The 22,768-nt window shown below is 73.6% G+C and carries 17 protein-coding genes and 3 tRNA genes; 6 read left to right on the forward strand and 14 right to left on the reverse strand.

The features are described from left to right. Positions 1-308: 308 nt before the first annotated feature. Positions 309-938, forward strand: a complete 630-nt coding sequence (locus ACFYUZ_RS29300; protein ID WP_389314230.1) for a hypothetical protein — start codon at positions 309-311, stop codon at positions 936-938. Continuing rightward, a tRNA-Lys gene (locus ACFYUZ_RS29305) sits at positions 929-1,002 on the forward strand. The genes ACFYUZ_RS29300 and ACFYUZ_RS29305 overlap by 10 nt, the downstream gene beginning before the upstream one ends. A 50-nt stretch (positions 1,003-1,052) precedes the next feature. On the opposite strand, the gene ACFYUZ_RS29310 is transcribed toward ACFYUZ_RS29305, so the two are convergent. Continuing rightward, positions 1,053-2,303 carry a M6 family metalloprotease domain-containing protein gene (locus tag ACFYUZ_RS29310; RefSeq protein ID WP_389314504.1) on the reverse strand — a complete coding sequence of 417 codons (1,251 nt, stop codon included), beginning with the start codon at positions 2,301-2,303 and terminating at the stop codon, positions 1,053-1,055. Between the two features lie 354 nt (positions 2,304-2,657). Here ACFYUZ_RS29310 and ACFYUZ_RS29315 point away from each other — a divergent pair, with 354 nt between their 5' ends. Then, positions 2,658-4,556 (forward strand): putative bifunctional diguanylate cyclase/phosphodiesterase, encoded by a 1,899-nt coding sequence (locus ACFYUZ_RS29315; protein WP_389314232.1) that lies wholly within the window; start codon positions 2,658-2,660, stop codon positions 4,554-4,556. A gap of 82 nt (positions 4,557-4,638) precedes the next feature. Here ACFYUZ_RS29315 and ACFYUZ_RS29320 read toward each other — a convergent pair whose 3' ends face one another. Together ACFYUZ_RS29320 and ACFYUZ_RS29325 are read right to left on the reverse strand one after the other, a co-directional pair. Further along, the gene (locus ACFYUZ_RS29320; RefSeq protein WP_389314234.1) at positions 4,639-6,345 is read right to left on the reverse strand and encodes a glycosyl hydrolase family 18 protein; all 1,707 of its coding nucleotides are present in this window, start codon (positions 6,343-6,345) and stop codon (positions 4,639-4,641) included. Between the two features lie 275 nt (positions 6,346-6,620). After that, a complete protein-coding gene (locus tag ACFYUZ_RS29325; protein WP_389314236.1) occupies positions 6,621-7,694 on the reverse strand; it encodes an LLM class flavin-dependent oxidoreductase in 1,074 nt (357 codons plus the stop codon). Positions 7,695-8,009: 315 nt separating this feature from the next. Here ACFYUZ_RS29325 and ACFYUZ_RS29330 point away from each other — a divergent pair, with 315 nt between their 5' ends. Beyond that, the gene (locus tag ACFYUZ_RS29330) at positions 8,010-8,768 is read left to right on the forward strand and encodes an IclR family transcriptional regulator (RefSeq protein WP_017237127.1); all 759 of its coding nucleotides are present in this window, start codon (positions 8,010-8,012) and stop codon (positions 8,766-8,768) included. A 76-nt stretch (positions 8,769-8,844) separates the two neighbouring features. Then, positions 8,845-8,918, forward strand: a tRNA-Lys gene (locus ACFYUZ_RS29335). Positions 8,919-8,998: 80 nt separating this feature from the next. Here ACFYUZ_RS29335 and ACFYUZ_RS29340 read toward each other — a convergent pair. The 6 genes from ACFYUZ_RS29340 to ACFYUZ_RS29365 all read right to left on the reverse strand — a co-directional run bounded on the left by ACFYUZ_RS29340 (position 8,999) and on the right by ACFYUZ_RS29365 (position 17,469). Further along, entirely contained in the window at positions 8,999-9,661 is a 663-nt protein-coding gene (locus ACFYUZ_RS29340) for a response regulator (RefSeq protein ID WP_389314238.1), read from the reverse strand. Then, positions 9,592-10,905, reverse strand: coding sequence for a sensor domain-containing protein (locus ACFYUZ_RS29345; RefSeq protein ID WP_389314240.1), 1,314 nt, complete (start codon positions 10,903-10,905; stop codon positions 9,592-9,594). Before ACFYUZ_RS29345 ends, ACFYUZ_RS29340 begins: the two co-directional genes overlap by 70 nt. 72 nt (positions 10,906-10,977) lie before the next feature. Further along, positions 10,978-12,675, reverse strand: a complete 1,698-nt coding sequence (locus ACFYUZ_RS29350) for an AMP-binding protein (protein WP_389314242.1) — start codon at positions 12,673-12,675, stop codon at positions 10,978-10,980. 53 nt (positions 12,676-12,728) lie between these two features. Beyond that, positions 12,729-13,322, reverse strand: coding sequence for a lytic polysaccharide monooxygenase (locus tag ACFYUZ_RS29355; RefSeq protein ID WP_389314244.1), 594 nt, complete (start codon positions 13,320-13,322; stop codon positions 12,729-12,731). A 128-nt stretch (positions 13,323-13,450) separates the two neighbouring features. After that, positions 13,451-15,004 carry an SPFH domain-containing protein gene (locus ACFYUZ_RS29360; RefSeq protein WP_389314246.1) on the reverse strand — a complete coding sequence of 518 codons (1,554 nt, stop codon included), beginning with the start codon at positions 15,002-15,004 and terminating at the stop codon, positions 13,451-13,453. A 947-nt stretch (positions 15,005-15,951) separates the two neighbouring features. After that, complete coding sequence (locus tag ACFYUZ_RS29365) at positions 15,952-17,469, reverse strand: peptidoglycan-binding protein (RefSeq protein ID WP_389314248.1); 1,518 nt, start codon at positions 17,467-17,469, stop codon at positions 15,952-15,954. A 184-nt stretch (positions 17,470-17,653) separates the two neighbouring features. Here ACFYUZ_RS29365 and ACFYUZ_RS29370 point away from each other — a divergent pair. Then, a tRNA-Lys gene (locus ACFYUZ_RS29370) sits at positions 17,654-17,727 on the forward strand. Positions 17,728-17,799: 72 nt separating this feature from the next. On the opposite strand, the gene ACFYUZ_RS29375 is transcribed toward ACFYUZ_RS29370, so the two are convergent. The 5 genes from ACFYUZ_RS29375 to ACFYUZ_RS29395 all read right to left on the reverse strand — a co-directional run bounded on the left by ACFYUZ_RS29375 (position 17,800) and on the right by ACFYUZ_RS29395 (position 22,760). Next, complete coding sequence (locus ACFYUZ_RS29375) at positions 17,800-18,471, reverse strand: class F sortase (RefSeq protein WP_389314250.1); 672 nt, start codon at positions 18,469-18,471, stop codon at positions 17,800-17,802. Further along, positions 18,468-19,058: a hypothetical protein gene (locus ACFYUZ_RS29380; protein WP_389314252.1), complete on the reverse strand. Its 591-nt coding sequence runs from the start codon at positions 19,056-19,058 to the stop codon at positions 18,468-18,470. The genes ACFYUZ_RS29375 and ACFYUZ_RS29380 overlap by 4 nt, the downstream gene beginning before the upstream one ends. A gap of 73 nt (positions 19,059-19,131) precedes the next feature. After that, a complete protein-coding gene (locus tag ACFYUZ_RS29385; RefSeq protein ID WP_389314254.1) occupies positions 19,132-19,911 on the reverse strand; it encodes an HAD-IIA family hydrolase in 780 nt (259 codons plus the stop codon). Positions 19,912-20,004: 93 nt separating this feature from the next. Then, complete coding sequence (locus ACFYUZ_RS29390; protein ID WP_389314256.1) at positions 20,005-21,555, reverse strand: alkaline phosphatase family protein; 1,551 nt, start codon at positions 21,553-21,555, stop codon at positions 20,005-20,007. 146 nt (positions 21,556-21,701) lie between these two features. Beyond that, the gene (locus ACFYUZ_RS29395) at positions 21,702-22,760 is read right to left on the reverse strand and encodes a 2-aminoethylphosphonate ABC transporter substrate-binding protein (RefSeq protein WP_389314258.1); all 1,059 of its coding nucleotides are present in this window, start codon (positions 22,758-22,760) and stop codon (positions 21,702-21,704) included. Between the last annotated feature and the right edge of the window lie 8 nt (positions 22,761-22,768).

Genomic DNA, 22,768 nt, shown 5'->3' on the forward strand with positions numbered 1-22,768 from the left:
CCGGGCGGGCGCCCCGGGCGCCGGGGCGGGCCCGTGCGCGCGGGGCGGACGCACGTGTGCGGGGGCGCGCATAGGGGCGCCGGGCGTGCGTACCGGCGCGAATCGGCGGCTCGGTGGCGCACCGGCGCGGCTCGGTGGCGCACCGGCGCGGGTCGGTGGCGCGCCCGCCTGGCTCGGAGGCGTACGACTGACCGAAAAACCACCCCTGGCATATGCCGAGGGGGCACGATACTCCTCCCCCACCCCTCCTGTCCGGGATTCCGGGAACCCTCGGCAATCGGGTGATCACACCGGGTAGACCTGGATCCATGACGACCTGGCTGCGCGACGATACCCCGCACGACATCTTCCGGTTCCTCCGGCAGGGCGACGAGGGACGGCACCAGACGGCCCGGGTGACCGCCGACGGGGCCGCCTGGCTCGCCTCGGCCGCCGGGGGCCGCGAGGGCGCCGCGCTCACCCGCTGGGAGTCCCGCCCCGCCTCCCCGGCGGCGCTCCCCTGCGGGACGGTCTTCGACGTCGTCAACGTGGACCCGGTCTTCGGCCGCCGGATGCTGGACCGGCTGTGGGAGGAGGGCCCGGGCTCGGGTCCCGTCGCGACGCACCGGGGCCGGATGATGATCTTCGCCGCGCCGGGGACGGCCCAGCGGCTGCCGGCCCTGCTCGACTGGGAGGAGTGGGGCGAGGCGGTCCCCCGGCCGCTCTGTCACGGACGGGGGGACGCGGTGACCGTGCCGGCCCTCGTGCCGTCCGACTCCGCCGGGCCCCGCTGGCTGGTGGCCCCGGACAGCCGGCACCCGTGGCTGCCCGGCCCCGAGGTCGTGCTCTGGGCCTGCGTGCGGGCCGTCCGGGCGGCCTCCGCCGCCGACGTGCGGGTATCGATTTTTCCTCCCGCCGATCCGGATGCTAATGTCTACGACGTCAGCAGGCGCCGCTAGCTCAGTTGGTTAGAGCAGCTGACTCTTAATCAGCGGGTCCGGGGTTCGAGTCCCTGGCGGCGCACAGACAGGAGAAGCCCCTCGCGGAAGCGGGGGGCTTCTTCGTCTTCCGGGTCACGCCCCTCGGGGAGGGGTGATCTTCACCGTCCAGACGCCCGCCTCGGTGCGGTCGGTGACCTCGACGCGGACCCCGGTCCCGGGCACGGTCAGGGTCTCGCCCTCCTCCAGGGGGGCGTCCGCGAGCGGCGGGTAGACGGAGCGGTCCACGCACGCCTGGGTGGCCGGATGCGCGTCCACGACCTCGACCGGGCCGTCGCCGGAGGCCGCGTCGCTGCGGACCCGGTAGACGAGCACGCCCTCGGTGCAGGTGTCGGCGTCGTTCCCGGCGCTGCTCCGGGCCTCGATCGCCAGGACGCTGTCGGGGCCGGTGCGGACGACGGCGAGCCGGGTGCCGAGGGTGCCGCCGGCCGGGGGCGGGGCGTCGACCGGCTCCAGGCTGACCAGCCGGGAGCCGGCTCCCTGGACGCAGGTGATCTGGGCGCGGGAGAGCCAGCCCAGCTTCCACTTGTGCCAGCCGAAGAGGTCCGGGGAGAGTCCGAACTGGCTGCCCATGACGTCCCAGTCACCCACATGGGTGTCCCAGTCGCCCTTGCCGTCCACCGGCCGGTGGTAGAGGTCGGGCAGGTCGAAGACGTGGCCGGTCTCGTGGGCGAGGACGTTGCGGTCGGGCGGGTGCCGCTCGAAGACGGTGACCACCCGCTTGATCTCGGTGCCGTCGGCCTCCAGCGGGTGCTCCAGGTTGACGACCTTGGTCGCGTCGGAGTCCACGCCGGGCGCGTCCGGGTCGGCGACCAGGTAGACGACGTCGTACCGCGAGAAGTCGACGTCCTTGTCGGCGGCGGCGATCGCGTCGCGGAGGTAGGCGGCCCGCTTCCCGGCGTCCCAGTCCCGCCGTATGTCGTACTCCTCCGACGCGTGCGGCATCGGGGTCCAGGAGGGCCGGGGGTGGGGGCGCAGGTCGAAGCGTCCGTAGGAGGCGCGGGCGAAGTACTCGCTGGTGGCGGGGAAGTGGTCGGCGGCGAGTTCGGCCGGTTCGGTGAGCGGTGCGGAGTCCGGGAAGGACAGGAAGATCATGACCGCGTCGAGGTCCTGGTTCGGCCGGGAGTAGGAGCCGTTCCAGGTGTCGAGGCCGAGCGAGTGGTGGGCGGCGGTACGGGGCAGGGCGCAGGGGCTCGCCGAGGACGCGCCGACGGCGGGGCCCGCGACGAGCCCCGTGGCGGCCAGGGCGGCGAGCGCGGTGAAGGCCGCCGCGCCGGCACGCAGCCGTGGGCGTTCCACTCCCCCGGGTGGCTGCTGAGCCCTCACGTGGACCTCCGGATCGGGAATGCGGGACACCCCACCCACCTTGTGACGATTTGCGGCGTTTCGCACGTTTCCGCTGCCCCGGTCGGGTGAGGGCGCGCCATGAGGTCGACGCGACACGAGCGCGCTTCAGCTCACGGAAAGTCACATTCGGTCATGTCCTCGACGGCCCGTGTCAGACCCGCGCAGAAACGATCGCGCGGGTCGGTCCGGTGGGCAGCCTCACAGGGCCGGAGGCCCCTCGCGGACGCCCGGGAGCTGGAACGCTCCCCCGGCTGGCTCTATGATCGGCTCACTCTTCCTTGGCCGACCATCCCGACCACATGTGACCGGCCCGACTGCACACGGGAGCGAGCGGTGAGCGGAACCCCCGAAGGACCGGTGCACCCAGAGCCGGCGGAGACACACGCGGCCGAACCCGCACTCACGGAGCGTCACCTCGCGCGCCGGGCGGCCGAACTCCGCGACTACCGCGCCGCCTTCCGGGTCGCCCAGCTCGCCATGGCCGTGGTCGACGAGGACGGCGTCGTCGTCGCCGCCAACGACTCCCTGGGCACCCTCCTCGGCACCGAGCCCGCGGCGCTCCGCGAGCAGGCCGCGGCCGACCTCGTCGACCTCGCCTCCGACGGCCGCACCTGGCACGCCTACCGCGAGGTGCTCGGCGGCCGCCGCTCCCGCTTCCGCTGCACCCGCCGCCTCAAGCACGCCGACGGGCGCTCGCTGTGGGCCGAGGTCACCGTCGCCCCCGTGCCCGACAGCCGGCGCGTCCTGCTGTCGATCGCGGACATCAGCGAGCGGCGCGAGCTCCACGCCCGGCTGCGCCACCTCCAGATGCACGACCCGGTGACCCGGCTGCCCAACCGCGCGCTGTTCTTCGAGCGCCTCTCGGCGGCCCTGGAGGCCGCCGCCCAGGACGCCGCGGCCGCCGAGGCCCGCGCACGGCACGACCTCCAGGACGCCCCCCGGTCACATGAGTCGCACGAGTCATACGAGTCGTACGGCTATGGCAGAACAGGGCGGATCGGTCTCTGCTATCTGGACCTGGACGGCTTCAAGGCGGTCAACGACACCCTCGGCCACCGGGTCGGCGACCGGCTCCTGGCCGCCGTCGCCACCCGGCTGACGGAGTGCGCGGACAGCGACGGCTACACCCGCAACGGCGGCCACCTCGTGGCGCGGCTCGGCGGCGACGAGTTCGCGATCCTGGTCGAGGACTCCACCGGCACGGAACAACTGGCGGACCTGGCGCGCTCGGTGCTCGACGCGCTGCAGCACCCCTTCGACCTGGGCGGCCAGCGACTCTCGGTCTCCGCCTCGATCGGCGTGGTCGAGCGCGCGGCGCCCGGGACGACGGCGACCGCCCTGATGCAGGCCGCGGACACCACGCTGTACTGGGCGAAGGCGGACGGCAAGGCCCGCTGGACGCTCTTCGACCCGGAGCGCAACGCCCACCGCATGACCCGGCAGTCGCTCTCCTCCACCCTGCGGCCCGCCGTGGAGCGCGGGGAGTTCGCCCTGGAGTACCAGCCGCTGGTGGATCTGGCCGACGGGGCGGTGCGCGGGGTGGAGGCGCTGGTGCGCTGGAACCACCCGCAGTTCGGCTCGCTCGCGCCGAATCGGTTCATCGGGATCGCCGAGGAGGACGGCTCCATCGTGGAGCTGGGACGGTGGGTGCTCGGCACCGCCTGCCGCCAGGCCCGGCAGTGGCAGAAGGACCATCCGCGCGAACGCCCCCTCTTCGTCAGCGTCAACGTGGCCGTCCGCCAGGTCTGGGACTCCGACCTGGTCGCGGACGTGGCCGGCATCCTCGCGGAGACCGGTCTCGCACCGCACCTGCTCCAGCTGGAGCTGACCGAGTCCGCGGTGATGGGCTCGAACGGCCGGCCGCTCCAGGCCCTCCAGGCGCTGAGCGACATGGGGGTGCGGATCGCGATCGACGACTTCGGCACCGGCTACTCGAACCTCGCCTATCTGAGCCGGCTGCCGGTCTCCGTGCTCAAGCTGGACGGCTCCTTCGTCCGGGGCTTCCAGGACGAGGAGCACGCCAACCCGGCGGACGAGCTGATCGTCGAGGCGCTCGTGCACCTGGCGCACCGGCTCGGCCTCACCGTGACCGCGGAGTGCGTCGAGACGGCCGGGCAGGCCAGCCGGCTGCGCCGGATCGGCTGCGACACCGGGCAGGGCTGGCTGTACTCGCGGGCGGTGACCCCGGAGCGCATCGCCGAGCTGATCGGCACCGAGCCGCTGCCGGTCTGACCCCGTACGGGACCGGGCATGGAACTGCCCCCGGCCGGAGGGACATTCCGGGCGGGGGCAGTGGTTCATGCGGCGGGCGGGATCAGCAGGCGCCCTGGTCCTTCCAGACGCCCCACTCGCCGGTCGTGCCCGGCTCCTCGTTCTGGGTCCACCACTGGGCCTTCCAGGTGCGGCCCTTGTGGGAGACGAGCGAGCCGCCGGTGTAGACCTGGCCGGCCACGTACGCCGGGGCGGTGCAGCCCGCGGGCGGCGTCGTCGGCGGGGTGGTGGGCGGCGTGGTGGTCGGCGGGGTGGTGGGCGGCGTCGTCGGCGGGGTCGTGGGCGGGGTGGTGGGGGTCGTCGGGGACGAGCCGACCGCCGTCACGATGTCCTTGAAGAGGGTCGCGTTGGCGTCGAGGCCGAGGAGCGAGTACATCATCGCGCCGGCCAGGCCGCGGTTGTGGGCGTAGTCGGCGCGCGCCTGGATGGTGCGCTTGTCCAGGCCGGTGAAGAACTCGCCGTCCTTGTAGAAGTACGCGGACTTGGCCTGGTCGTCCCAGAAGGTGGTCGACGGGTTGTCGACGATGCCGCCGAGCTCCTTGTAGTACGCGATGCCGGCCGCCTGGCTCAGCGGACGGGCGCCGGAGCCGCCGGTCGCGGGCTGCGCGAGGCCGTTGGTGGTCCCGGCCGGGACGCCCTTCCAGCCGCGGTAGTAGAACTCGTAGCCGAGGGTCAGCTTGTTCGCCGGGAAGCCGCCGGTGATGCCGTAGGCGGGCTTGCCGTCGATCCAGGAGTCGATGGCGTTCTCGATCGAGTACTTCTCGGTGCCCGGCTTGATGACGTCGGTCGGGTCGTTGGTCCCGGAGCGGAGCGGGGACTGGTGGTACGTGGGCCCGTCGCCGTCCCAGGCGCCGTGCATGTCGTACGTCATGATGTTCGCGTAGTCGAGGTACGCGCCGATCTTGTCCGTCTCGATGTTCTTGATCTTGTCCTGGCCGGCCGGGAGCGCGGCGGTCAGGAGGTACTTCTTGCCGCCGTGGGCCGCGCCGTACTCGTCGAGCTGCTTGCGGAACTCGGCGAGGAGGAGCGTGAAGTTCTGCTTGTCCTCGGGGGCGTAGTGGTTGCCGAGGTGGCCGTCGGCCGAGCCGGGGTACTCCCAGTCGATGTCGATGCCGTCGAAGATGCCGGCCGCGGTGCCGGGGCCGCCGTAGCCCCCCTCGACGGGCAGGTCGCCCTGGATGTACTGCTTGATGCAGGAGGCGACGAACTTCTTGCGGCTCGCGTCGGTCCTGGCCGCGTCCGAGAACCACTTGGAGTAGCTCCAGCCGCCGATCGAGATGTTGATCTTCAGCTTGGGGTGCTTCGCCTTCAGCTCCTTGAACTGGTTGAAGACGCCCACGATCGGCTGGTCCCACTTGTCGGCGACGCCGTCGACGCTGTCCGCGGCCGAGAAGGACTTCTGGTAGTCGGCGTACGAGTCGCCGGCGCCGTCGCCCGCGTTGGGGTTGTTGTCGTCGCCCGCGGCCTTGTTGGCCTCGAAACAGGTGAGGTCGGTCGGGTGGATGTTCCCGAACGAGTAGTTGATGACGTCCAGGCCCGCCGCGATCCCCCGCTCGTCGAGGTGCTTCGGGTAGAAGGCGTTCCCGTAGACGCTCCACTGGTCGTAGTACGCGATTTTCACGCCTCCCGTGGAGGCGGTGGTGCCGGTCTCGGCGGCCTGGGCGGAGCCGAGTCCCGCCGTGGCGGCGAGGGCGCCGGCGGCGAGGGCCGAGCTGAGGAGCGCGGCGATCAAGGGCTTACGGGGGTGCACGTGCTGCCTCCGGGAGGGGGTGGCGGTACGGAAGTTGGAGCAGTGATATCCGCCGCGTGAACAGCGCGTCAATGGTCTGAACCAGATTGAGGACTAGACCAATTCGATGGAGAAAGCCCTTGTCAGAGGGGTGAAGCACAAAAGGAAACCGCCCGCCACCATCGGTGACGAGCGGTTTAAGGTTCACTTAGGGCAAGCGCGCGGTTCGTTCGACGCTGAACCAACGGCCCGGGATTTTCGGCCCCCGGGCCCCTGCGCCTCCGACACCGGGCCCTCTAGGCCTCCGGCAGCTCCGGCAGTTCGTACGCGTCGGCGATCAGCTCGTAGCTCCGCACCCGCTCCGCGCCGCCGTGCCCGTTGGCCGTGATCATCAGCTCGTCCGCGCCCGTCCGCTTCCGCAGGTCGTCCAGGCCGACGCGCACCTCGTCCGGCGTGCCGTACACGACGTTCGCGAGCCAGCCGTCGACGAACTCCCGCTCGGCGGGGCTGAATCCGTACGCCTCCGCCTCCTCCGGCGTCGGCACCAGACCCGGCCGGCCGGTGCGCAGCCGCAGCATCGCGAGCGCGCCGGCGAGGACCTGGCGACGGGCCCGGGCCGCCTCCTCCGCGGCGAAGGCCGAGACGCCGATCATCGCGTACGGGGCGTCGAGGACCTCCGAGGGCCGGAAGGAGTCCCGGTAGAGGTCGAGCGCCGGGATCGTGTTCCTGGCCGAGAAGTGGTGGGCGAAGGCGAAGGGCAGTCCGAGCACCCCGGCGAGGCGGGCGCTGAAGCCGGAGGAGCCGAGCAGCCAGATCGGCGGGCGCCCCTTCGGGCCCTGCACCGGCCCCGGCACGGCGTGGATCCGGGCGTACCGGTGACCGTCCGGGAAGTCGTCGTCCAGGAAGCGGGTCAGCTCGGCCAGCTGCTCCGGGAAGTCGTCCGCCCCTTCGTTCAGGGTGGCGCTGCGGCGCAGGGCGGCGGCCGTGGCCCCGTCGGTGCCGGGCGCGCGGCCGAGGCCGAGGTCGATCCGGCCCGGGGCGAGGGCCTCCAGCGTGCCGAACTGCTCGGCGACGACGAGCGGGGCGTGGTTGGGCAGCATGACGCCGCCCGAGCCGAGCCGGATGCGCCGGGTGTGGGCGGCGAGGTGGGCGAGGATCACGGCCGGGGAGGAGGAGGCGACCCCGGGCATGGAGTGGTGCTCGGCCACCCAGTGCCGGTGGAAGCCGCGCCGCTCGGCGAGCCGGCTCAGCTCGACGCTCGTGGCGAGCGCCTGGGTCGCGGTCCGCCCGCTGCCGACGGTCACCAGGTCCAGCACGGACAGCGGCACGGGCGCGCTGCCCCGCGCCTCTCCTCGAACGGCGTCGGTCACTGTGGGGACCCTCCTCGGCACACATGCGGATACATCGGAACGACAACAGGAGGGTGTCTCCGCTTATTCCGTCCCCTCGCGTGCGGAAAATTTCTGCCGCGCGCCGATGGCCGAACACCGACGCCGGCGGCGCCCCCCACGGCCCTGACCTGAGGCTCTGCGCACCACTCATGACGTGGGCATATGCCAGGGTGTCGCGTCCCAGCCCAGGGGCCCGGTGCGCCGCATCATTCTCGCCAACAGCCGCCCCGTAAAGGGCCCTTGGCGGTTATCGTGGTACGAAAGCTTGCGGTCACAACCTGGTAGGGGGAAACCGTGGCGCTGAAGCCCGAGCCCACCGCGCCGTTCCACTCGGTGCAATACGCCCTGCGCGTCCTCGAGACGGTCTCACGGCACGGTGGCGGAGTGACAGACGTCCAGATCGCGCGCGAGACCGGCCTGCCCGTCGCCCACCTGTCCTCACTGCTCCTCATGCTCCGCCGCGAGGGGTACGTCGAGCAGGTCGCCGACGGCGCGTACGTGATCGGGGACTCCCTCGTCCTCCTCGGCTCCGGCCTGACCCGCCGCGAAGCCCTGGAGGCCAAGCTCCAGGAGACCCTGACCGAGCTCCGGGACTCCGTCGGCGCGGCGGTCTACATCAGCCGGTACATCGACGGCGAGGTGAAGATCACCCAGTTCGCCGACGGCCCGCGCACGCCCAAGGTCAACGAGTGGGTGGACTTCCGCTCGGCCGCGCACGCCAGCGCGGTCGGCAAGTGCCTGCTCACCCAGCTCGACCAGAACGGGCGCCGGGACCACCTCTCCCGGCACAAGATCGCCCGGCTGACCTCCCGGACGATCACCAGCGAGCGGATCCTCTTCTCCAAGCTCGACAGCCAGCCGGCCACCGTCCCCGTGCTCGACCTCCAGGAGTACGCGGTGGGCACCGTCTGCGCGGCCGTCCCGCTGACGGCGGGCTCGGCCGTGGGCTGCCTGGCCCTCTCCCTGCCGATCGAGCACGCCCACCGGCTGCGCGCGGCGGCGGACACGCTCAACCGCAGGGCCGCCCCGGTGGTCCTCTCGCTGGCGATCTGAGGGCTCGGACCGGCCTGGTCCCGCGGGGTGGTCGGAAGCACCCCTCGGGACCAGGTAGTATTTTCTCTGTCAGCAGGCGCCGCTAGCTCAGTTGGTTAGAGCAGCTGACTCTTAATCAGCGGGTCCGGGGTTCGAGTCCCTGGCGGCGCACAGACAGAGAAGGCCCCCTCACTCCGGTGAGGGGGCCTTCTCGTCATGCCGGGAGGCCCGCCCGGCGGCTCCCTCCGGGGTCATGCCCGGAGGTACGTGAGGACGGCGAGGACCCGGCGGTGGCTGTCCTCGGCCGGCGGCAGGTCCAGCTTCGCCAGGATGTTGCCGATGTGCTTGCCGACCGCGGCCTCGGTCACGACCAGACGGCGGGCGATCGAACCGTTGGAACGGCCCTCCGCGACGAGCCCCAGGACCTCGCGCTCGCGCGGGGTCAGCGCCTCCAGCGGATCCCGGTGCCGGCGCAGCAGCTGCCGTACGACCTCCGGGTCGACGACCGTGCCGCCGGCCGCGACCCGGGCCAGGGCGTCCGCGAACTCCTCCACCTGCCCGACCCGGTCCTTCAGGAGGTAGCCGACGCCGGTGCCGTCGCCCGCGTCGAGGAGATCGGCGGCGTAGCTGCGCTGCACGTACTGGCTGAGGACCAGGACCGGCAGGGCCGGCCGCTCGGCGCGGAGCGCGACCGCCGCGCGCAGGCCCTCGTCCTGGAAACCGGGCGGCATCCGGACGTCGGTCACGACGATGTCGGGCTCGTGGGCGGCGACCGCGTCGCGGAGCGCGTCGGCGTCACCGACGGCGGCGACGACCTCGTGGCCGAACCGGGCCAGGAGCCCGATCAGCCCCTCCCGGAGGAGGACGCTGTCCTCGGCGAGGACGACGCGGAGCCTGTCGGCGGTGCGGGACACGGGATCTCCACTCTCAGGAGGGTCGGCCCGCCCGGCGGGCTCGTGATCGTCAGTGTGCCATCGAGGACGGCGATCCGGTCGGCGAGTCCGGTGAGGCCGGAGCCCCGGGCCGGGTCCGCGCCGCCGCGCCCGTCGTCCTCGACGTCGAGCCGCAGGACCCCGCCGGCGTGCCGGGCGGTGATCCGCGCCCGGCCGGCGCCGCTGTGCTTGCCGATGTTGGCGAGGGCCTCGCAGCCGGCGAAGTACGCGGCGCTCTCGACGGCGACGGGCAGCCGGGGCAGGGCGGAGACGTCGGCTCCGACGTCGACGGGGACGGCGGAGCGGTCGGCGGCGTCCGCGAGCGCCGGGCCGAGGCCGTAGTCGGCGAGGACCTGCGGGTGGATGCCGTGGATCAGCTCGCGGAGCTCCGTCAGCACCCGACCGGCCTCCGCGTGGGCCTTCGCCAGCTGCTCGGCGAGCGGACCGCCGGGCGGGGCGTCGAGCCGGGACAGGCCCAGGGTCATGGTGAGGGCGACCAGGCGCTGCTGGGCCCCGTCGTGCAGGTCCCGCTCGATGCGGCGCCGCTCGGCCTCGAAGGCGTCGACGAGCCGGGCCCGGGAGGCGATGACCTCGCCGATCGCGCCCGGCCGCTCGGCCTCGCGCGGGGTGAGCAGGGCGCGGGCGAGGGCGGCGCGCGCCCCGGCGACGGCGGCGAGGGGGTAGGCGAGGGCGACGAGGAGGGCGGCGCCGACGAGGGCGGCGGCGAGGGCCTCCGGATAGGAGGTGACCAGGTACGCCTTGACGACCTTGGTCTCGTACCCGTCCGCGGCGAGGCGGAGGGGCGCGCTGAGGAGGGCGAGGGGCAGGCCGGCGCCCACGGCGAGGGCGAGGAGGTCGAGCGGCCACAGGACGGTGCCGAGCAGCAGGGCGTACGCGAGCTCCCGCCAGGTGGCCTGCTCCGTCACCCGGGTCCGGAACCAGGCGGCCAGGCCGGGTGCGGCGGGGACCCGGTGCGGGTCGGGGACGGGGTCCAGGTCGACGAGGCGGAGCCGCAGGCGCTCGACCCGGCCGACGGCGAGCCCGGAGAGGAGGAGCAGCGGCAGCCCGACGAGGAACAACGAGAACACCCCGAGCACCAGGAGCACGGCACCGACGGCGGCACCGACGAGCCCCCCGCTCGCGAGGTATCCCCCGGCCCGCCAGGGCCAGCCCCCGAGGGGGAAACGGGGGCGGGTGAGTGCCTGCCAGGGGGTACGGGGGTCCATGAACGGCCACGGTAGGCGCCGGGACGGGGCGGGGCGAGGGGGCTGGGGGGTGTGACGGGGGTGGGGCTGGGTCTACCCGGCGGACGGGGTGCGGGGCTGGTCCTGCCCGGCGGACGGGGTGCGGGCGTGGCGGGTGTACTCCGCGTGGAGGGCCGCCGTCGACTCCGGGGTCAGGGGCTCGTAGGGGGCCCCGGGCGTCGGGCGCCACCAGACCGGGTCCTCGCAGTGGAAGCCGGCCCGGCGGAGGGCCACCCGGTGGATCTTGTTCGTGGCCGTGAGGGGCAGCTCCCGCATCACGCGGACGAAGCGCGGCGCCATCTTCGTCCCCAGGTCCGGCTGGGCGGCCAGGAAGTCGGCGAAGGCCGCCGGCTCGAAGTCCGCGCCCTGCCGCAGGGCCATCGCCGCCATGACCTGGTCGCCCGTCACGGGGTCGGGTATCGCGTAGACGGCGACCCCCGCCGCCCGGTCCCAGCGGGCGAGGATGTTCTCGATCATCGCCGCGGCCAGGTTCTCGCTGTCGACCCGCAGGCGGTCGTCCGTACGGCCCGCGAAGTAGAGGAAGCCGTCCGCGTCCCGGTAGAAGAGGTCGCCGGTCCAGTACCAGCCGCCGCGCAGCCGGGCCGCCTCCGCCTCGGGGTTGCGCCAGTAGCCCTCGAAGGGGGTGCGGCCCCGGTTGACGAGCTCGCCGACCGCCTCGGCGGCGTTGAGGAGCCGGCCGGTGGGCGAGAAGCGGGCGGGGGCGCATTCCTCGCCGGTGTCGGCGGCGACGACCGCCAGGTCGTCGCCGGGGGCCGCCCGGCCGATCGCGCCCGTCGGCGTGTCCGGGGTCCGCTGGATCGCCGCGCCGCCCTCCGAGGAGCCGTACCCCTCCACCAGCGGGACCCCGAAGCGTTCCCGGAAGCGGGCCGCGTCCACCGCCCCCGCCTCCGTGCCGAAGCCGAGCCGCAGCGGGTGCGCGCGGTCGTCGGGGCCGGGCGGGGTGGCGAGGAGGTACTGCACGGCCCGGCCCACGTAGGTGAAGTACGTGGCGCCGAAGCGGCGTACGTCGGGGAGGAAGCGGGAGGCCGAGAAGCGGGCCCGCAGCGCCACCCCGGCCCCGGCGGCGAGCGCGGGCGCCCAGTCGGCGATCACGGCGTTGCCGTGGAACATCGGCATGCAGACGTAGTGGACGTCGTCCGGGCCGACGGAGAAGTGGGCGACGAGCGAGGAGCCCGCGGCGGCCAGGCGCCCCTGGCTGCACAGGGCGGCCTTCGGCGCGCCCGTCGAACCGGAGGTGAAGGAGAGCAGGAAGCGGCTGTCGGGGCGTACGGGGCCGAGGGTGGCGTCTCCCGGCCGGGCGTCCCCGTAGGGGGCGAGGAGCTCCCGGTAGGCCTCGGTGTCCGTGACCAGGATCCGCAGGCCCGGCAGGGCGAGCCCGTCGAGGAGCGGCAGGTGGGCGCGCTGGGTGACGAGGACCCGGCACTCGGTGTGGAGGATGTCCCGGGCGAGCTCGGGGCCGCGCCGGGTGGGGTTGATCCCGGCGACGGCGGCCCCCGCGAGGGCCGCCGCGCTGAGCCAGAGCGGGTACTCCGGCGTGTTGTCGAGCAGGACGCCGAGGTGTGGCTCACCCCTCGGCGCGGGTGGCATCAGGTCCACGAGCAGCGCGGCCCGCGCGGCGGCGCCGGCGGCGACCTGGTGGTGGGTGAGGGTGTGGTGCTCGTCCCTCAGGCCGGTCCGGTGGTCGCCCCACTGGCGCCGTACGAGCTCCGCGACGGTGTCCGCGCTCCTCATGGGCCGGACTGTAACTGACGGTCCATCAGAACTGAACCGTCAGAACAGGCCCGTCAGAACGTGACGTCCGAGCAGGCGTAGAAGGCGTTCGCGGTGTCCGCGATCGTCCACACCGCCAGGATCAGGTGCCGGCCCGTCTTGCCCGCCGGGATCGTCCCGGAGTGCGAGAGCGTCGCCGGCGGCTGCTGGTTGTTGTAGGGGACGGTCAGGAACGGCTGGGGGTCGAGCGCGGCCCGCGTCAGCTTCTGCGTCGGGTCCCAGCCGTTCCTGGTGATGTAGTACTTGAAGTCGGTGGTGCGGTGGCGGGCCGTGAACTGCCAGCGGAAGCTGTGGCTCTGCCCCGCCGTGAGCCGGGTGGCGGGCCAGGCGCCGCCGCGCGGGTCGTCGAGCTGCGCGAACTGCGACAGCCCGGCGGAGCAGATCCTCCCGTCGGCGGGTCCGGCGGCGGGGAAGCCCTTCGGGCCCTCGACCGACTGCGGCTCCCACTGGATGGGGCCGCAGTTCGTCACGGTGCCGTTGGCGCAGAGCTTCTGACGGCTGATCGGCGAGTCGGTGTAGCCGTGGCTGCCGGCGGTGCCGGTGCCCAGGAGGGTGGCGCCGGCGACGCCGAGCGCCACCACCGCCGCCCCGACTGACTTTTTGCGCATGCTGTCGCTCCAGGAGAACGTGGGGGAGTTCCGGTGGGCCGTGCGCGCGCGTACGGTACTGCTTCACTCGTTCTTTGGTCTGGACCAAGTACCAAGGTATGGACGGACGTCGGACATGTCCATCCCCCTCACGCCCCCTCGACCGGCCCCGTCCTGCCCGTGTAGAACGCCACCGTCAGGTCCTTGACCAGCGCCTTGCGCTCGTAGTCGTCCAGCTCCACGAGACCACGACTGGTCAGCCGGTGGACCACGTCGTCCACCGCGTCCACCACCGAGGTCAGCACGCTGTCCCGGTGCTTCGCGTCGATCGCCGCGATCCGGCGCCGGCGCATCGCCGCCGCCACCTCCGGCGCGTACTCGATGCGCGTCGGCTGCGCCGAGAACACGTCCACGCCGACCGGCGCGCACTCCGCCGACAGCATCCGCGTCAGGGCCTCGCCGACCGCCTCCGCGTCCCGCAGCGTCGGGGCGTCCTCGTGGAACGCGTCCGCCGGAAGCTGCGACAGCACCCGGGCCATCGCCGCCTCCACCTGCTCCCGCAGGTAGTCCTCGTGGCCGTCGACCCCGAGCACCGCCCGGACCGTGTCCCGCACCCGCCACACCACCAGGACGGTCACGTCGAGCGCGGTGCCCTTCGCGTCCACCGCCGACAGCGGCTCGCTGCGCCAGTGCCGCAGCCGGACGTCCACCCGGCGGCGGAGCAGCAGCGGGCTGACCCACACCAGGCCCGTACGGCGGACCGTGCCGCGGTAGTCGCCGAACAGGGACAGCACCAAGGCGTAACCGACCCGGCCACGGCCGAGACCGCCCAGCGAGAACAGGGCGAGCACCACGCCCAGGGCCAGGAGGGCCCACTGCCCGAGGGGGATGCCGTGGTACGGGCGCGTCGGCAGCCGCAGCATCCGCGCCGCCTCGGCGGGCACCGCCCCGACCCACCACACGACCCCCGCGCACCAGGCGATCGCCAGCACCCCGGCTACCACCCCGACCCATCCGGGCAGCACCGCCCCCGGGCGTTCCACGAGCGCGGGATCGGCGGTGGGAGCGGGACGCGAGGCGGCGACCCTCGGCCCGCGCTCGGGTCGCGGACGGGCCGGGGCCTTGGACCGCGGCGTGGAGCGCGGCTGCGGCTTCGCCTCGGGATCCGGCTTGGCCGGGGCGGCCTGGACCTTCGACGGAGCCGGGATGGCGGGCCTGCGGCCCGCCGCCGGGGAGGCCGGGCCGGCCTTGGAGATCGTGTCGGGGCCTCCGCCCTCGCCCGCCGCGACGGGGGCGGCGGTCTCCGGCTCCTCCCGGAAGAGCAGGTGCACCGGAATGGAGCCGGTGGTCTCGGTCCCGATCACGTTCTTCCGCCGCGCCACCCGCACCACGGCGGCGACGGGCACCGCGACGGTGCCGACCCGCGCCCCGCTGATCCGCCGGAGGTCGAGCACGGCGGGGGCGGGGGCGAGGTCCGGAGCGGGGGCCGGGGCGGGGGCCTTGTCGCCGTCGCCGCTCTCGTCGACGGCCTTCTCGACGGCCTTCTCGACGGGGCGGTCGGGGGCCGGGGCGGCGGAGGCTCGGGGCGCGGGGGCCGGAGCCGGGGGCGCCGCCGACGTGTCGGGGGCGGGACCGCTCGCGACGGCAGGCCCTTCGCCGGAGGAGGGCCCGGCCGAGGGCCCCGACGTGATGTCGGGAACCACCCGAGCGGGGCCGGAGCCGGGCACGGGCCCGGCGGGGGCCGAGGTCGTGGAGACGGACGCGGGGCCGGGCGGGCCCGATGTCCCGGAGGCGGACACGGGCCCGGCCGGGGCCGATGTCCCGGAGGCGGGCGCGGGGCCGGGCGGGGCTGATACCCCGGAGGCGGGCGCGGGGCCGGCCGGGGCCGGGGACGAGGCGCCCTCGTCCGGCACGGGCCCGGTGGAGACCGCCGCCCCCGAGCCGGACGCGAGCCCGGTGGAGACCGCCGCCCCCGAAGCGGGCGCGGGTCCTGCCGGAGCCCCCGCCCCCGCCCCGGGCGCCGAGCCGCCGGAAAGCACCGCCCCCGAGGCGGGCGCAGGTCCGGCCGGAGCCGGGACGTCCGAGCCCGGCGCCGACCCGGCGGAAACCGCCGCCGCCGGAACCACCGGCCCCGAGACGGACGCGGGACCCGCCGGAACCGCCGTCTCCGGCACCCCCGGCGCCGTACCGGGAACGGCCCCGACCGGGGTCGGGCCCGGCGTACCCGCCGGGGCCACCGGCATCGCCCCGGACACGGGCCCCGCCTCACCAGATCCCGCCGCCCCGGACACGGGCCCCGCCCCGCCAGGTCCCGTCGCGTCGGGTGCGGGTCCCGCCGGGGGCGGTCCCGGCGTGCCCGTCGGGGTCACCGGTGCCGTACCGGACACGGCCCCCGCCGCGTCGGGTCCCGTCGGGAGCTCCCCCGTCCCGCTCGGCGCCGCTCCCGCCGGGTCCCCCGGCTCCGCGGCCGGTCCCCGGTCCGGTGCGGGGGCGGCCAGGGGGCGGTCCCTGCCCGGTGGGGACGTGCGCGGGAGGGTTCCGTCCGTCAGGCGTCTGGCCGTGCGGGCCGCGTCACGCGAGGCCGCCGCGCCGGAGTCCGCGGGGTTCGGGGTCGATGCCGTCATTCGGGGTCCACCTCATGCTCTCGGGGTCATCGGAACAAACGCCGCCAGGTCTCCGGGCCCGGGTAGCCGTCGGCCGCTCCGCCGCGCCAGCCCTGTGCCCGCTGGAACGCCTCGACGTTGCGGCGGTCCGCCTCCGTCCAGCGCGGACCGGGTCCCGACAGGTAGTGCTTGCCGAAGCCCCGCTTCACCAGTTGTTTGCCCAGCTTCTCCACATATGCGTTGGATTGGCCCGGACGGAAGTAGCCACGCCCGGGAAACCCCGTCGCATTCGCGCTCGGACCGCTCGAACCACTCGAACCGCCGATGTCCTTGCCCCCGCCGGTCACCAGGAGCCGCCACGTGTGCGGCCCGGGCAGCCCGTCCGCCTCCGCGCCCCTCCAGCCCTGCGCGAGCTGGAACGCCTGGGTCGCCCTCCGGTCCGCCTCCCCCCACTTCGGGCCGGGGCCCTGGCTGTAGAACTTCCTGCCGCCGCGCTCGACGAGGAGCTGTCCGAGCCGGGTGACGTACGCGTTGTTCGCGCCCGGGCCGAACCTCCCCGCCCCCGGGAAGGGCGTCGCCGCCGTGGATTCCGCCCCGCCGCCCGTGCTGCCGCTGATCACGCCCTTGTAGCGGTAGGCCACGTACCGGTCGGAGTTCTCCCAGTACGCCATGGGCGTCGCCAGCTTCCGCGTGTGCGGCTTCGTCTGCTCGTAGGCGACGTAGGAGGTGTGGGTGTAGTCCGTCCAGCCGCCGAAGATCGTGACGTGCGAGCCGCGGGTCGGGTTGGCCGGGTTGTGGAAGAGCAGGACGTCGCCGGGCTGGAGCTCGGCGCGGTCGATCCGCTCGGCGAAGCGGTCGAGGCTGCCGGTCCACTCGTTGCTGCGCAGGTTCCAGGCCATGGAGATGTAGCCGGAGCAGTCCTGCCGGTACCCGTCCGACCAGTACTTCTCCATGGAGTACGGGACTTGTGCGGCGACCCACGTCTTGGCCCGGTTGACGATCTCCGTGCGGGTGGTCCGCCGCAGCGTCTCCGTCGAGACCTGACTGGTCGTCGGGGTGGAGATCGGGGTCGGGTCCGCTCCGGGCCCCGGCGCGCCGTGCAGGGGCCCCCGCCCGCCCTGCGGGGTCTCGGGCCCCGGCCAGGAGGCTTCGGGCCCCGGCCAGGGGGTGTGGGGGACGCCGGCGGATCCGGCCGAGCCGGCGGCCCGGGTCGTCACCTGCTCGTGCAGGACCGCGGGGCCCGCCTCCGCCGGGTCCGTTTCCGCCCGGCGCGCTTCCGCCGGACCCGCTTCCGCCCGCCCCGTTCCCGCCCGGCCGCCCGGTGTGTCCGCCGGGGTGAGCGGGCCCGGCGGGCCGGCGAGGGCCGTCGCCGTCCCGGTCCCGCCTCCGCCCAGGACCACGCCCGCCGCCGTCACCAGGACCAGCGCGCGGCGGGCGCCGTGTGCCGCGGGGTGGCCGCCCGCCCGGACGGGCAGGCCCAGGGCGAGGTCGCGCCGCTGCCGGGCGCAGCCCGGGCAGCCGCAGTCGGCCGCGGGTTCGATCTCCTCGAAGACCGGCACGCTCATGCGATTCCCCTCCACACTCGTCAAGATCTTCTGGACCCTCGTTTCGGGCGTCAGTGTCTCAACTGTCTGGACAAATCGCATTTTGACGGATCGAAGGCCCGATACGACCATCCGACAGGCCGGAGGCGGTCGGTATTGGTCAGGAGCACGCCCTCGCGTCAGGTAGAGTTCTCTCTGTCAGCAGGCGCCGCTAGCTCAGTTGGTTAGAGCAGCTGACTCTTAATCAGCGGGTCCGGGGTTCGAGTCCCTGGCGGCGCACGCAGAGTCGAGGCCCCCTCACCATCGGTGAGGGGGCCTCGGTCTTTCTCGGGCGGGTGCGGGAGGACGGGCTCAGGCGCCCGTCCCCGTCAGGTACGCCGAGACCACCACGTTCGCCGTGTACGTCCCCGTCGCCCGGTCGAAGGTGCCGCCGCAGGTGATCAGGCGCAGCTCGGCGCGGTGGGGCTCGTGGACGCCGTAGGCCTCGGCGGGGTCGAAGTCCTCGCGCGGGAGGACCTGGACGTCGTCCACGGTGAACTCGGCGACCGATCCGTCCGTCCGGGTGACGCGGACCTTCGCGCCGGGGCGGACCGCGCTCAGGCCGTAGAAGACGGCGGGGCGGGTCTCGGTGTCGACGTGGCCGACGAGGAGGGCCGCGCCGGCCGCGCCCGGACGGGTGCCGGAGCCGTACCAGCCCACCGTGTGGGGCATCTCGAAGGGCGGCGGGTCGATGGCGCCCGTGTCGTCCAGGCCGCGCGCCACGACGGGCGCGGCGATGCCCAGGGAGGGGATCTCGACCCGCCGGGGTTCGAGGGGCGGGAGCGGGGCGTGGGCCGGGGGCAGCGCGACGCCGAGGGGGCGGCCGACGGCGGCGATGTCGCCGGTGGTCGGCGCGGAGCTGCCGCCGGGGCCCTCGGTGGCGTCGCGGCCCCAGAGCCAGAGCCCGGACAGCAGGACCGCCCAGGCCAGGCCGGTGACGAAGCGCCCGGTGCCCGTCGGGCGGGTGCCGGACGGCACGGTCACTCGCCGTCGCCGCCGGCGCCGCGGCGGGAGCTGCGGAAGGCGACCGCGACGGCGGCGATCGCCGCCATGCCGAGGCCGAGCAGGGTGTACGGGGTGCCGAGGCCGCTCTCGGAGGTGGTCTGGGCGACGCCGGGGGCCGCGGGCGCGGCGAAGGCGGCGGTGCCTCCCCCGCCGGCGCGGACGGGCGCGATCGGGGTTGCGTGATGCGTCGGCCGGTGGGTCGGCTCCCGGTGGTGCCGGACCTGCACGGTGCCGGCGTCCGGGTGGCCGTGCCCGTCGCAGGTCACGGAGACCTCGTACGTGCCGTCCTCCAGGCCGGAGCGGATCATGGTGTCGCCGAACAGCGGGCCGCCCCCGCCGTCCCGGCCGACGAGCTCCGCGTCGGCGACGAACGCCGGGGACGTGGCGGCCCCGGTCGTGCCCTTGCAGCCCTGGACGCGGACGTCGACGTCGGCGCCGGGCGAGGCGGTGGACGGGGTGACGGTGGCCTTCACCCCGTCGTGGGCGTACGCGCCACCGGCCGCCGGTGCCAGGACGAGCACCAGGGCCGCCCCTGCGGCACGGAGAGCAATGGGAGCTGAACGCATCGTGACCTCCTGATACTGGCAGGGTCACCCGGATCGGCGCTTCTCGCATCCGCAGGGGAGGTCCCGGAGCCCCTTACACGCGGTCGACCAGGTCCGCGATCGACTTCACGACCTTCGAGGGGCGGAACGGGAAGCGGTCGATCTCCGCCTGGGTCGTCAGACCGGTCAGGACCAGGAAGGTCTGCATGCCCGCCTCCAGGCCGGCCAGGATGTCGGTGTCCATCCGGTCGCCGATCATCGCGCTGGACTCGGAGTGGGCGCCGATCGCGTTGAGGCCGGTGCGCATCATGAGCGGGTTGGGCTTGCCCGCGAAGTACGGCTCCTTGCCGGTGGCCTTCGTGATGAGGGCGGCGACGGAGCCGGTGGCCGGGAGCGGGCCCTCCAGGGAGGGGCCGGTCTCGTCGGGGTTGGTGCAGATGAAGCGGGCGCCGGCGTTGATGAGGCGGACGGCCTTGGTCATCGCCTCGAAGGAGTACGTGCGGGTCTCGCCGAGCACCACGTAGTCCGGGTCGTGGTCGGTGAGGACGTAGCCGATGTCGTGCAGCGCGGTGGTGAGGCCGGCCTCGCCGATGACGTACGCGGTGCCGCCGGGGCGCTGGTCGTCGAGGAACTCGGCGGTGGCGAGGGCCGAGGTCCAGATGTTCTCGACGGGGACTTCGAGCCCCATGCGGGCGAGGCGGGCGTGCAGGTCGCGGGCCGTGTAGATCGAGTTGTTGGTGAGGACCAGGAACGGCTTCCCGGTCTCCCGCAGCTTCTTGATGAACGCGTCGGCGCCGGGGATCGGCACGCCCTCGTGGATGAGGACGCCGTCCATGTCGGTCAGCCAGGATTCGATCGGCTTGCGCTCTGCCATGGGTGCGGGACTCCTGCCGTACAGATGCACGCACGGGACGTGCGGTGTGCTGGGGGCGCCGCGACAGCGCTGTGGCGACGCCCCCCAGCGTAATCAGGATGTGCTGATCCTGACCCCGTCGATCGTCCAGTACCAGTTGTTGGATCCCGTGTACCGGAAGCGGAAGCTCACGCTGGAGGCGCCGGCGGGGACGGCGACCGTGAGGGACTGGGGCTGCGAGATGACGTCGGCGGTGTAGCTCTTGACGAGCGTGGGGGTGCCGCCGTTGAAGCTCGCGAGGACCTGGGCGCTCTGGCCGCCCTCCTGGCGGTAGAGCGTCGTGAAGTCGAGCCTCACGGCCGTCGCGCCGGAGACGCCGTACGCCGGGGTGACCAGGGTCGAGTCGTACGTACCGGAGAAGGGCTTGTCGGCCCACTCGTCGGAGTCGGCGACGGCGAAGACGCCGCGGGCGCGGACGTTGAGCTCGCGGGACTGGTCGCGCTGGGCGCGGGACCAGAACTCGTCGGTGGCGAAGGACCAGCCGCGCCACTCGGTCATGCCGCCGGTGCCCATGGCGCTGTTGACGACGGACCAGCCGCTGGGCGCGGTGTGGGTGAAGCCGAGGATCCCGGCGGGGATGCCGGTCTCGTCGACACGGCCGGAGAGGGACGGGTGGAGGGTGTCGAAGGGGTCGGTGGAGCGCTGCTGGATCGGCTTGCCGTCGAGGCCCCAGGCCGGGTCGGGGACGATGCCGAGCTGCTGGAAGACGGTGGCGGCGACGTCCACGAGCCGGGTGTCGATGGGCCGGGCGCCGGCGGCGATGCCGGGGCCCTGGGCGAGGACGAAGGTGCGGCGCTCCTCGATGGTGGAGCCGCCGTGGCCGCCGGCGTCGGTGTGGCCGTGGTCGGTGGCGACGATGACGGTCCAGCGCTCGGTGGCGTAGGTCGGCCGTGCCTTGATCGCGGCGAGGAGCCGGCCGAGGTAGCCGTCCTGGACGTCGATGGCGTCGGTGTACTTGGTGCTGGCGGCGCCGTAGGTGTGGCCGATCTCGTCGGTCTCGCCGAAGTAGACGAAGAGGACGTCGGGGTTCTGGTCGCGGAGGACGTCCTCGGTGATGTCGGTGATCGTGAGGTCGTTGACCGCGTAGTCGTTGTCGTAGACGAGCTTGGCGTCGGCGCCGGGAGTGACCGTGCCGTACGTGTCGAGCTCGGGCCAGTCGACGGCGGCGAAGAGCGAGAGCTCGGGGCGGACCTGGTTCAGGCGGGCGAGGAAGCCGGGGTAACGGCCGTAGTCGCGGCCGGTGAAGGTGTTGTCCTTCACGCCGTGCTTGTCGGGCCAGACGCCGGTGGAGATCGTCGACCAGCCGGGGCCGGAGGAGGTCGCGGCCATCGGGTTGGCGTAGAGCAGGGAGCGGCCGTAGGTGCCGTTCGCCATCAGGGACTTGAGGGTGGGGGCCTGGGCGGCGTCGATCCGGTCGTACCGCAGTCCGTCCATGCCGACGACGAGCACCTTGTCCTGGCTGGTGCCGTTCGGGAGCGTCGGGGCGGCGGTGGCGGCCCGGGCGGCGGGGGCGGTGGCGAGCCCGGTGGCGGCGACGGCCGCGGCGGCACCGGCGGCGAGCACGGTGCGGCGGGAGAGCGGGGCGGAGATGCCGGTGATCGGCATGTCGGAGTCCTCCGTGGAAGGGGTGTCGGGACGCGCCAACGCCCCTGATCACTCAGGGGCGTTGGTCCGTACCTGTTATCTTTCCGCGATGTTCGGAGGCTTTCCAGAGCCGTTCGGTGAACTCTTGGCTGCGGATCGGCGGCCGATCAGCTTCCGGTCGCGGACTTCCACGCGTCGACGTACGCCGTGAGGTTCTTGTCGATGTCGGCCCAGTCCGGCTCGAAGACCTCGACGCCCTCCATCAGCCCGGCCAGCTCGATGGCGTTGGCGTCGGTGCCCTTGACGTCCTTGCGGGCCGGGAAGCCGCCGCCGATCGCGCTGACCTGCCGCTGGGCGCCCTCGCTCAGCATGAAGTCGAGGAGCTTCTTGCCGTTCTCGGTGTGCGGCGCCTCGTTCACCAGGCCGGCGGCGTACGGCAGGGCGAAGGTGGTGGGCTTGCCGCCGCCCCTGGCCGGGAACCAGAGGCCGAGGTTCGGCATGGTCTTGGCCTGGGCGAAGTTCATCTGGACGTCGCCGTTGGCGACGAGGAGTTCGCCCTTGTCCACCTTGGGGGCCAGCTTGGAGGTGGAGGAGGAGGGGCCGACGTTGTTGGCCTGGAGCTTCTTCAGGTACTCCATCGCAGGCTCCTTGCCGCCGAAGTCGTGCATCGCCTTGATGAGGACGGCGGTGCCGTCGCCCGCGACGCCGGGGGTGGAGTACTGGAGCTTGTCCTTGTACTTCGCGTCGAGCAGCTCCTCCCAGGTCCTGGGGGCCCGGGGCAGCTCCTTCTTGTTGTGGACGAAGCCGAAGTAGTTGTTCACGACGGAGGTCCAGGTGCCGTCGCCGGACTTGTCGCCGCCGTCGACCTGATCGGCGCCCTTCGGCTCGTACGACTGGAGCAGGCCCTTGGAGCCGGCCTGCTGGATGAAGGGCGGCAGGGTGACGAGGACGTCGGCCTGGGTGTTGCTCTTCTCGCGGAGGGCGCGCTGCACCATCTCGCCGGAGCCGCCCTCGACGTACTTCACCTTGATGCCGGTCTGCTTCTCGAAGTCGGCGAAGACCTTGTCGTACCAGCCGTCTCCCGCCTCGCCCTTGAGGCCGTCGGCGCTGTAGACGGTGACGACCTTCTCGGCGGAGGCGTCGGAGGAGCCGCCGCAGGCGGTGAGGGCGGCGGCGAGGACGAGGGCGCCGGTGACGGCGGCGACCGGCTTGGCGTACGTAAGCATGACGTTGT

Origin of the sequence: Streptomyces sp. NPDC004266 (genome assembly GCF_042874095.1) — a bacterium.
GTDB lineage: Bacteria > Actinomycetota > Actinomycetes > Streptomycetales > Streptomycetaceae > Streptomyces.

Excerpts from the sequence above, each read along its gene's own strand:
- ACFYUZ_RS29300 (WP_389314230.1), top strand. The coding sequence starts at position 309 with ATGACGACCTGGCTGCGCGACGATACCCCGCACGACATCTTCCGGTTC.
- ACFYUZ_RS29345 (WP_389314240.1), bottom strand. The coding sequence starts at position 10,905 with ATGGACCCCCGTACCCCCTGGCAGGCACTCACCCGCCCCCGTTTCCCC.
- ACFYUZ_RS29350 (WP_389314242.1), bottom strand. The coding sequence starts at position 12,675 with ATGAGGAGCGCGGACACCGTCGCGGAGCTCGTACGGCGCCAGTGGGGC.
- ACFYUZ_RS29355 (WP_389314244.1), bottom strand. The coding sequence starts at position 13,322 with ATGCGCAAAAAGTCAGTCGGGGCGGCGGTGGTGGCGCTCGGCGTCGCC.
- ACFYUZ_RS29365 (WP_389314248.1), bottom strand. The coding sequence starts at position 17,469 with ATGAGCGTGCCGGTCTTCGAGGAGATCGAACCCGCGGCCGACTGCGGC.
- ACFYUZ_RS29380 (WP_389314252.1), bottom strand. The coding sequence starts at position 19,058 with ATGCGTTCAGCTCCCATTGCTCTCCGTGCCGCAGGGGCGGCCCTGGTG.
- ACFYUZ_RS29385 (WP_389314254.1), bottom strand. The coding sequence starts at position 19,911 with ATGGCAGAGCGCAAGCCGATCGAATCCTGGCTGACCGACATGGACGGC.
- ACFYUZ_RS29390 (WP_389314256.1), bottom strand. The coding sequence starts at position 21,555 with ATGCCGATCACCGGCATCTCCGCCCCGCTCTCCCGCCGCACCGTGCTC.
- ACFYUZ_RS29395 (WP_389314258.1), bottom strand. The coding sequence starts at position 22,760 with ATGCTTACGTACGCCAAGCCGGTCGCCGCCGTCACCGGCGCCCTCGTC.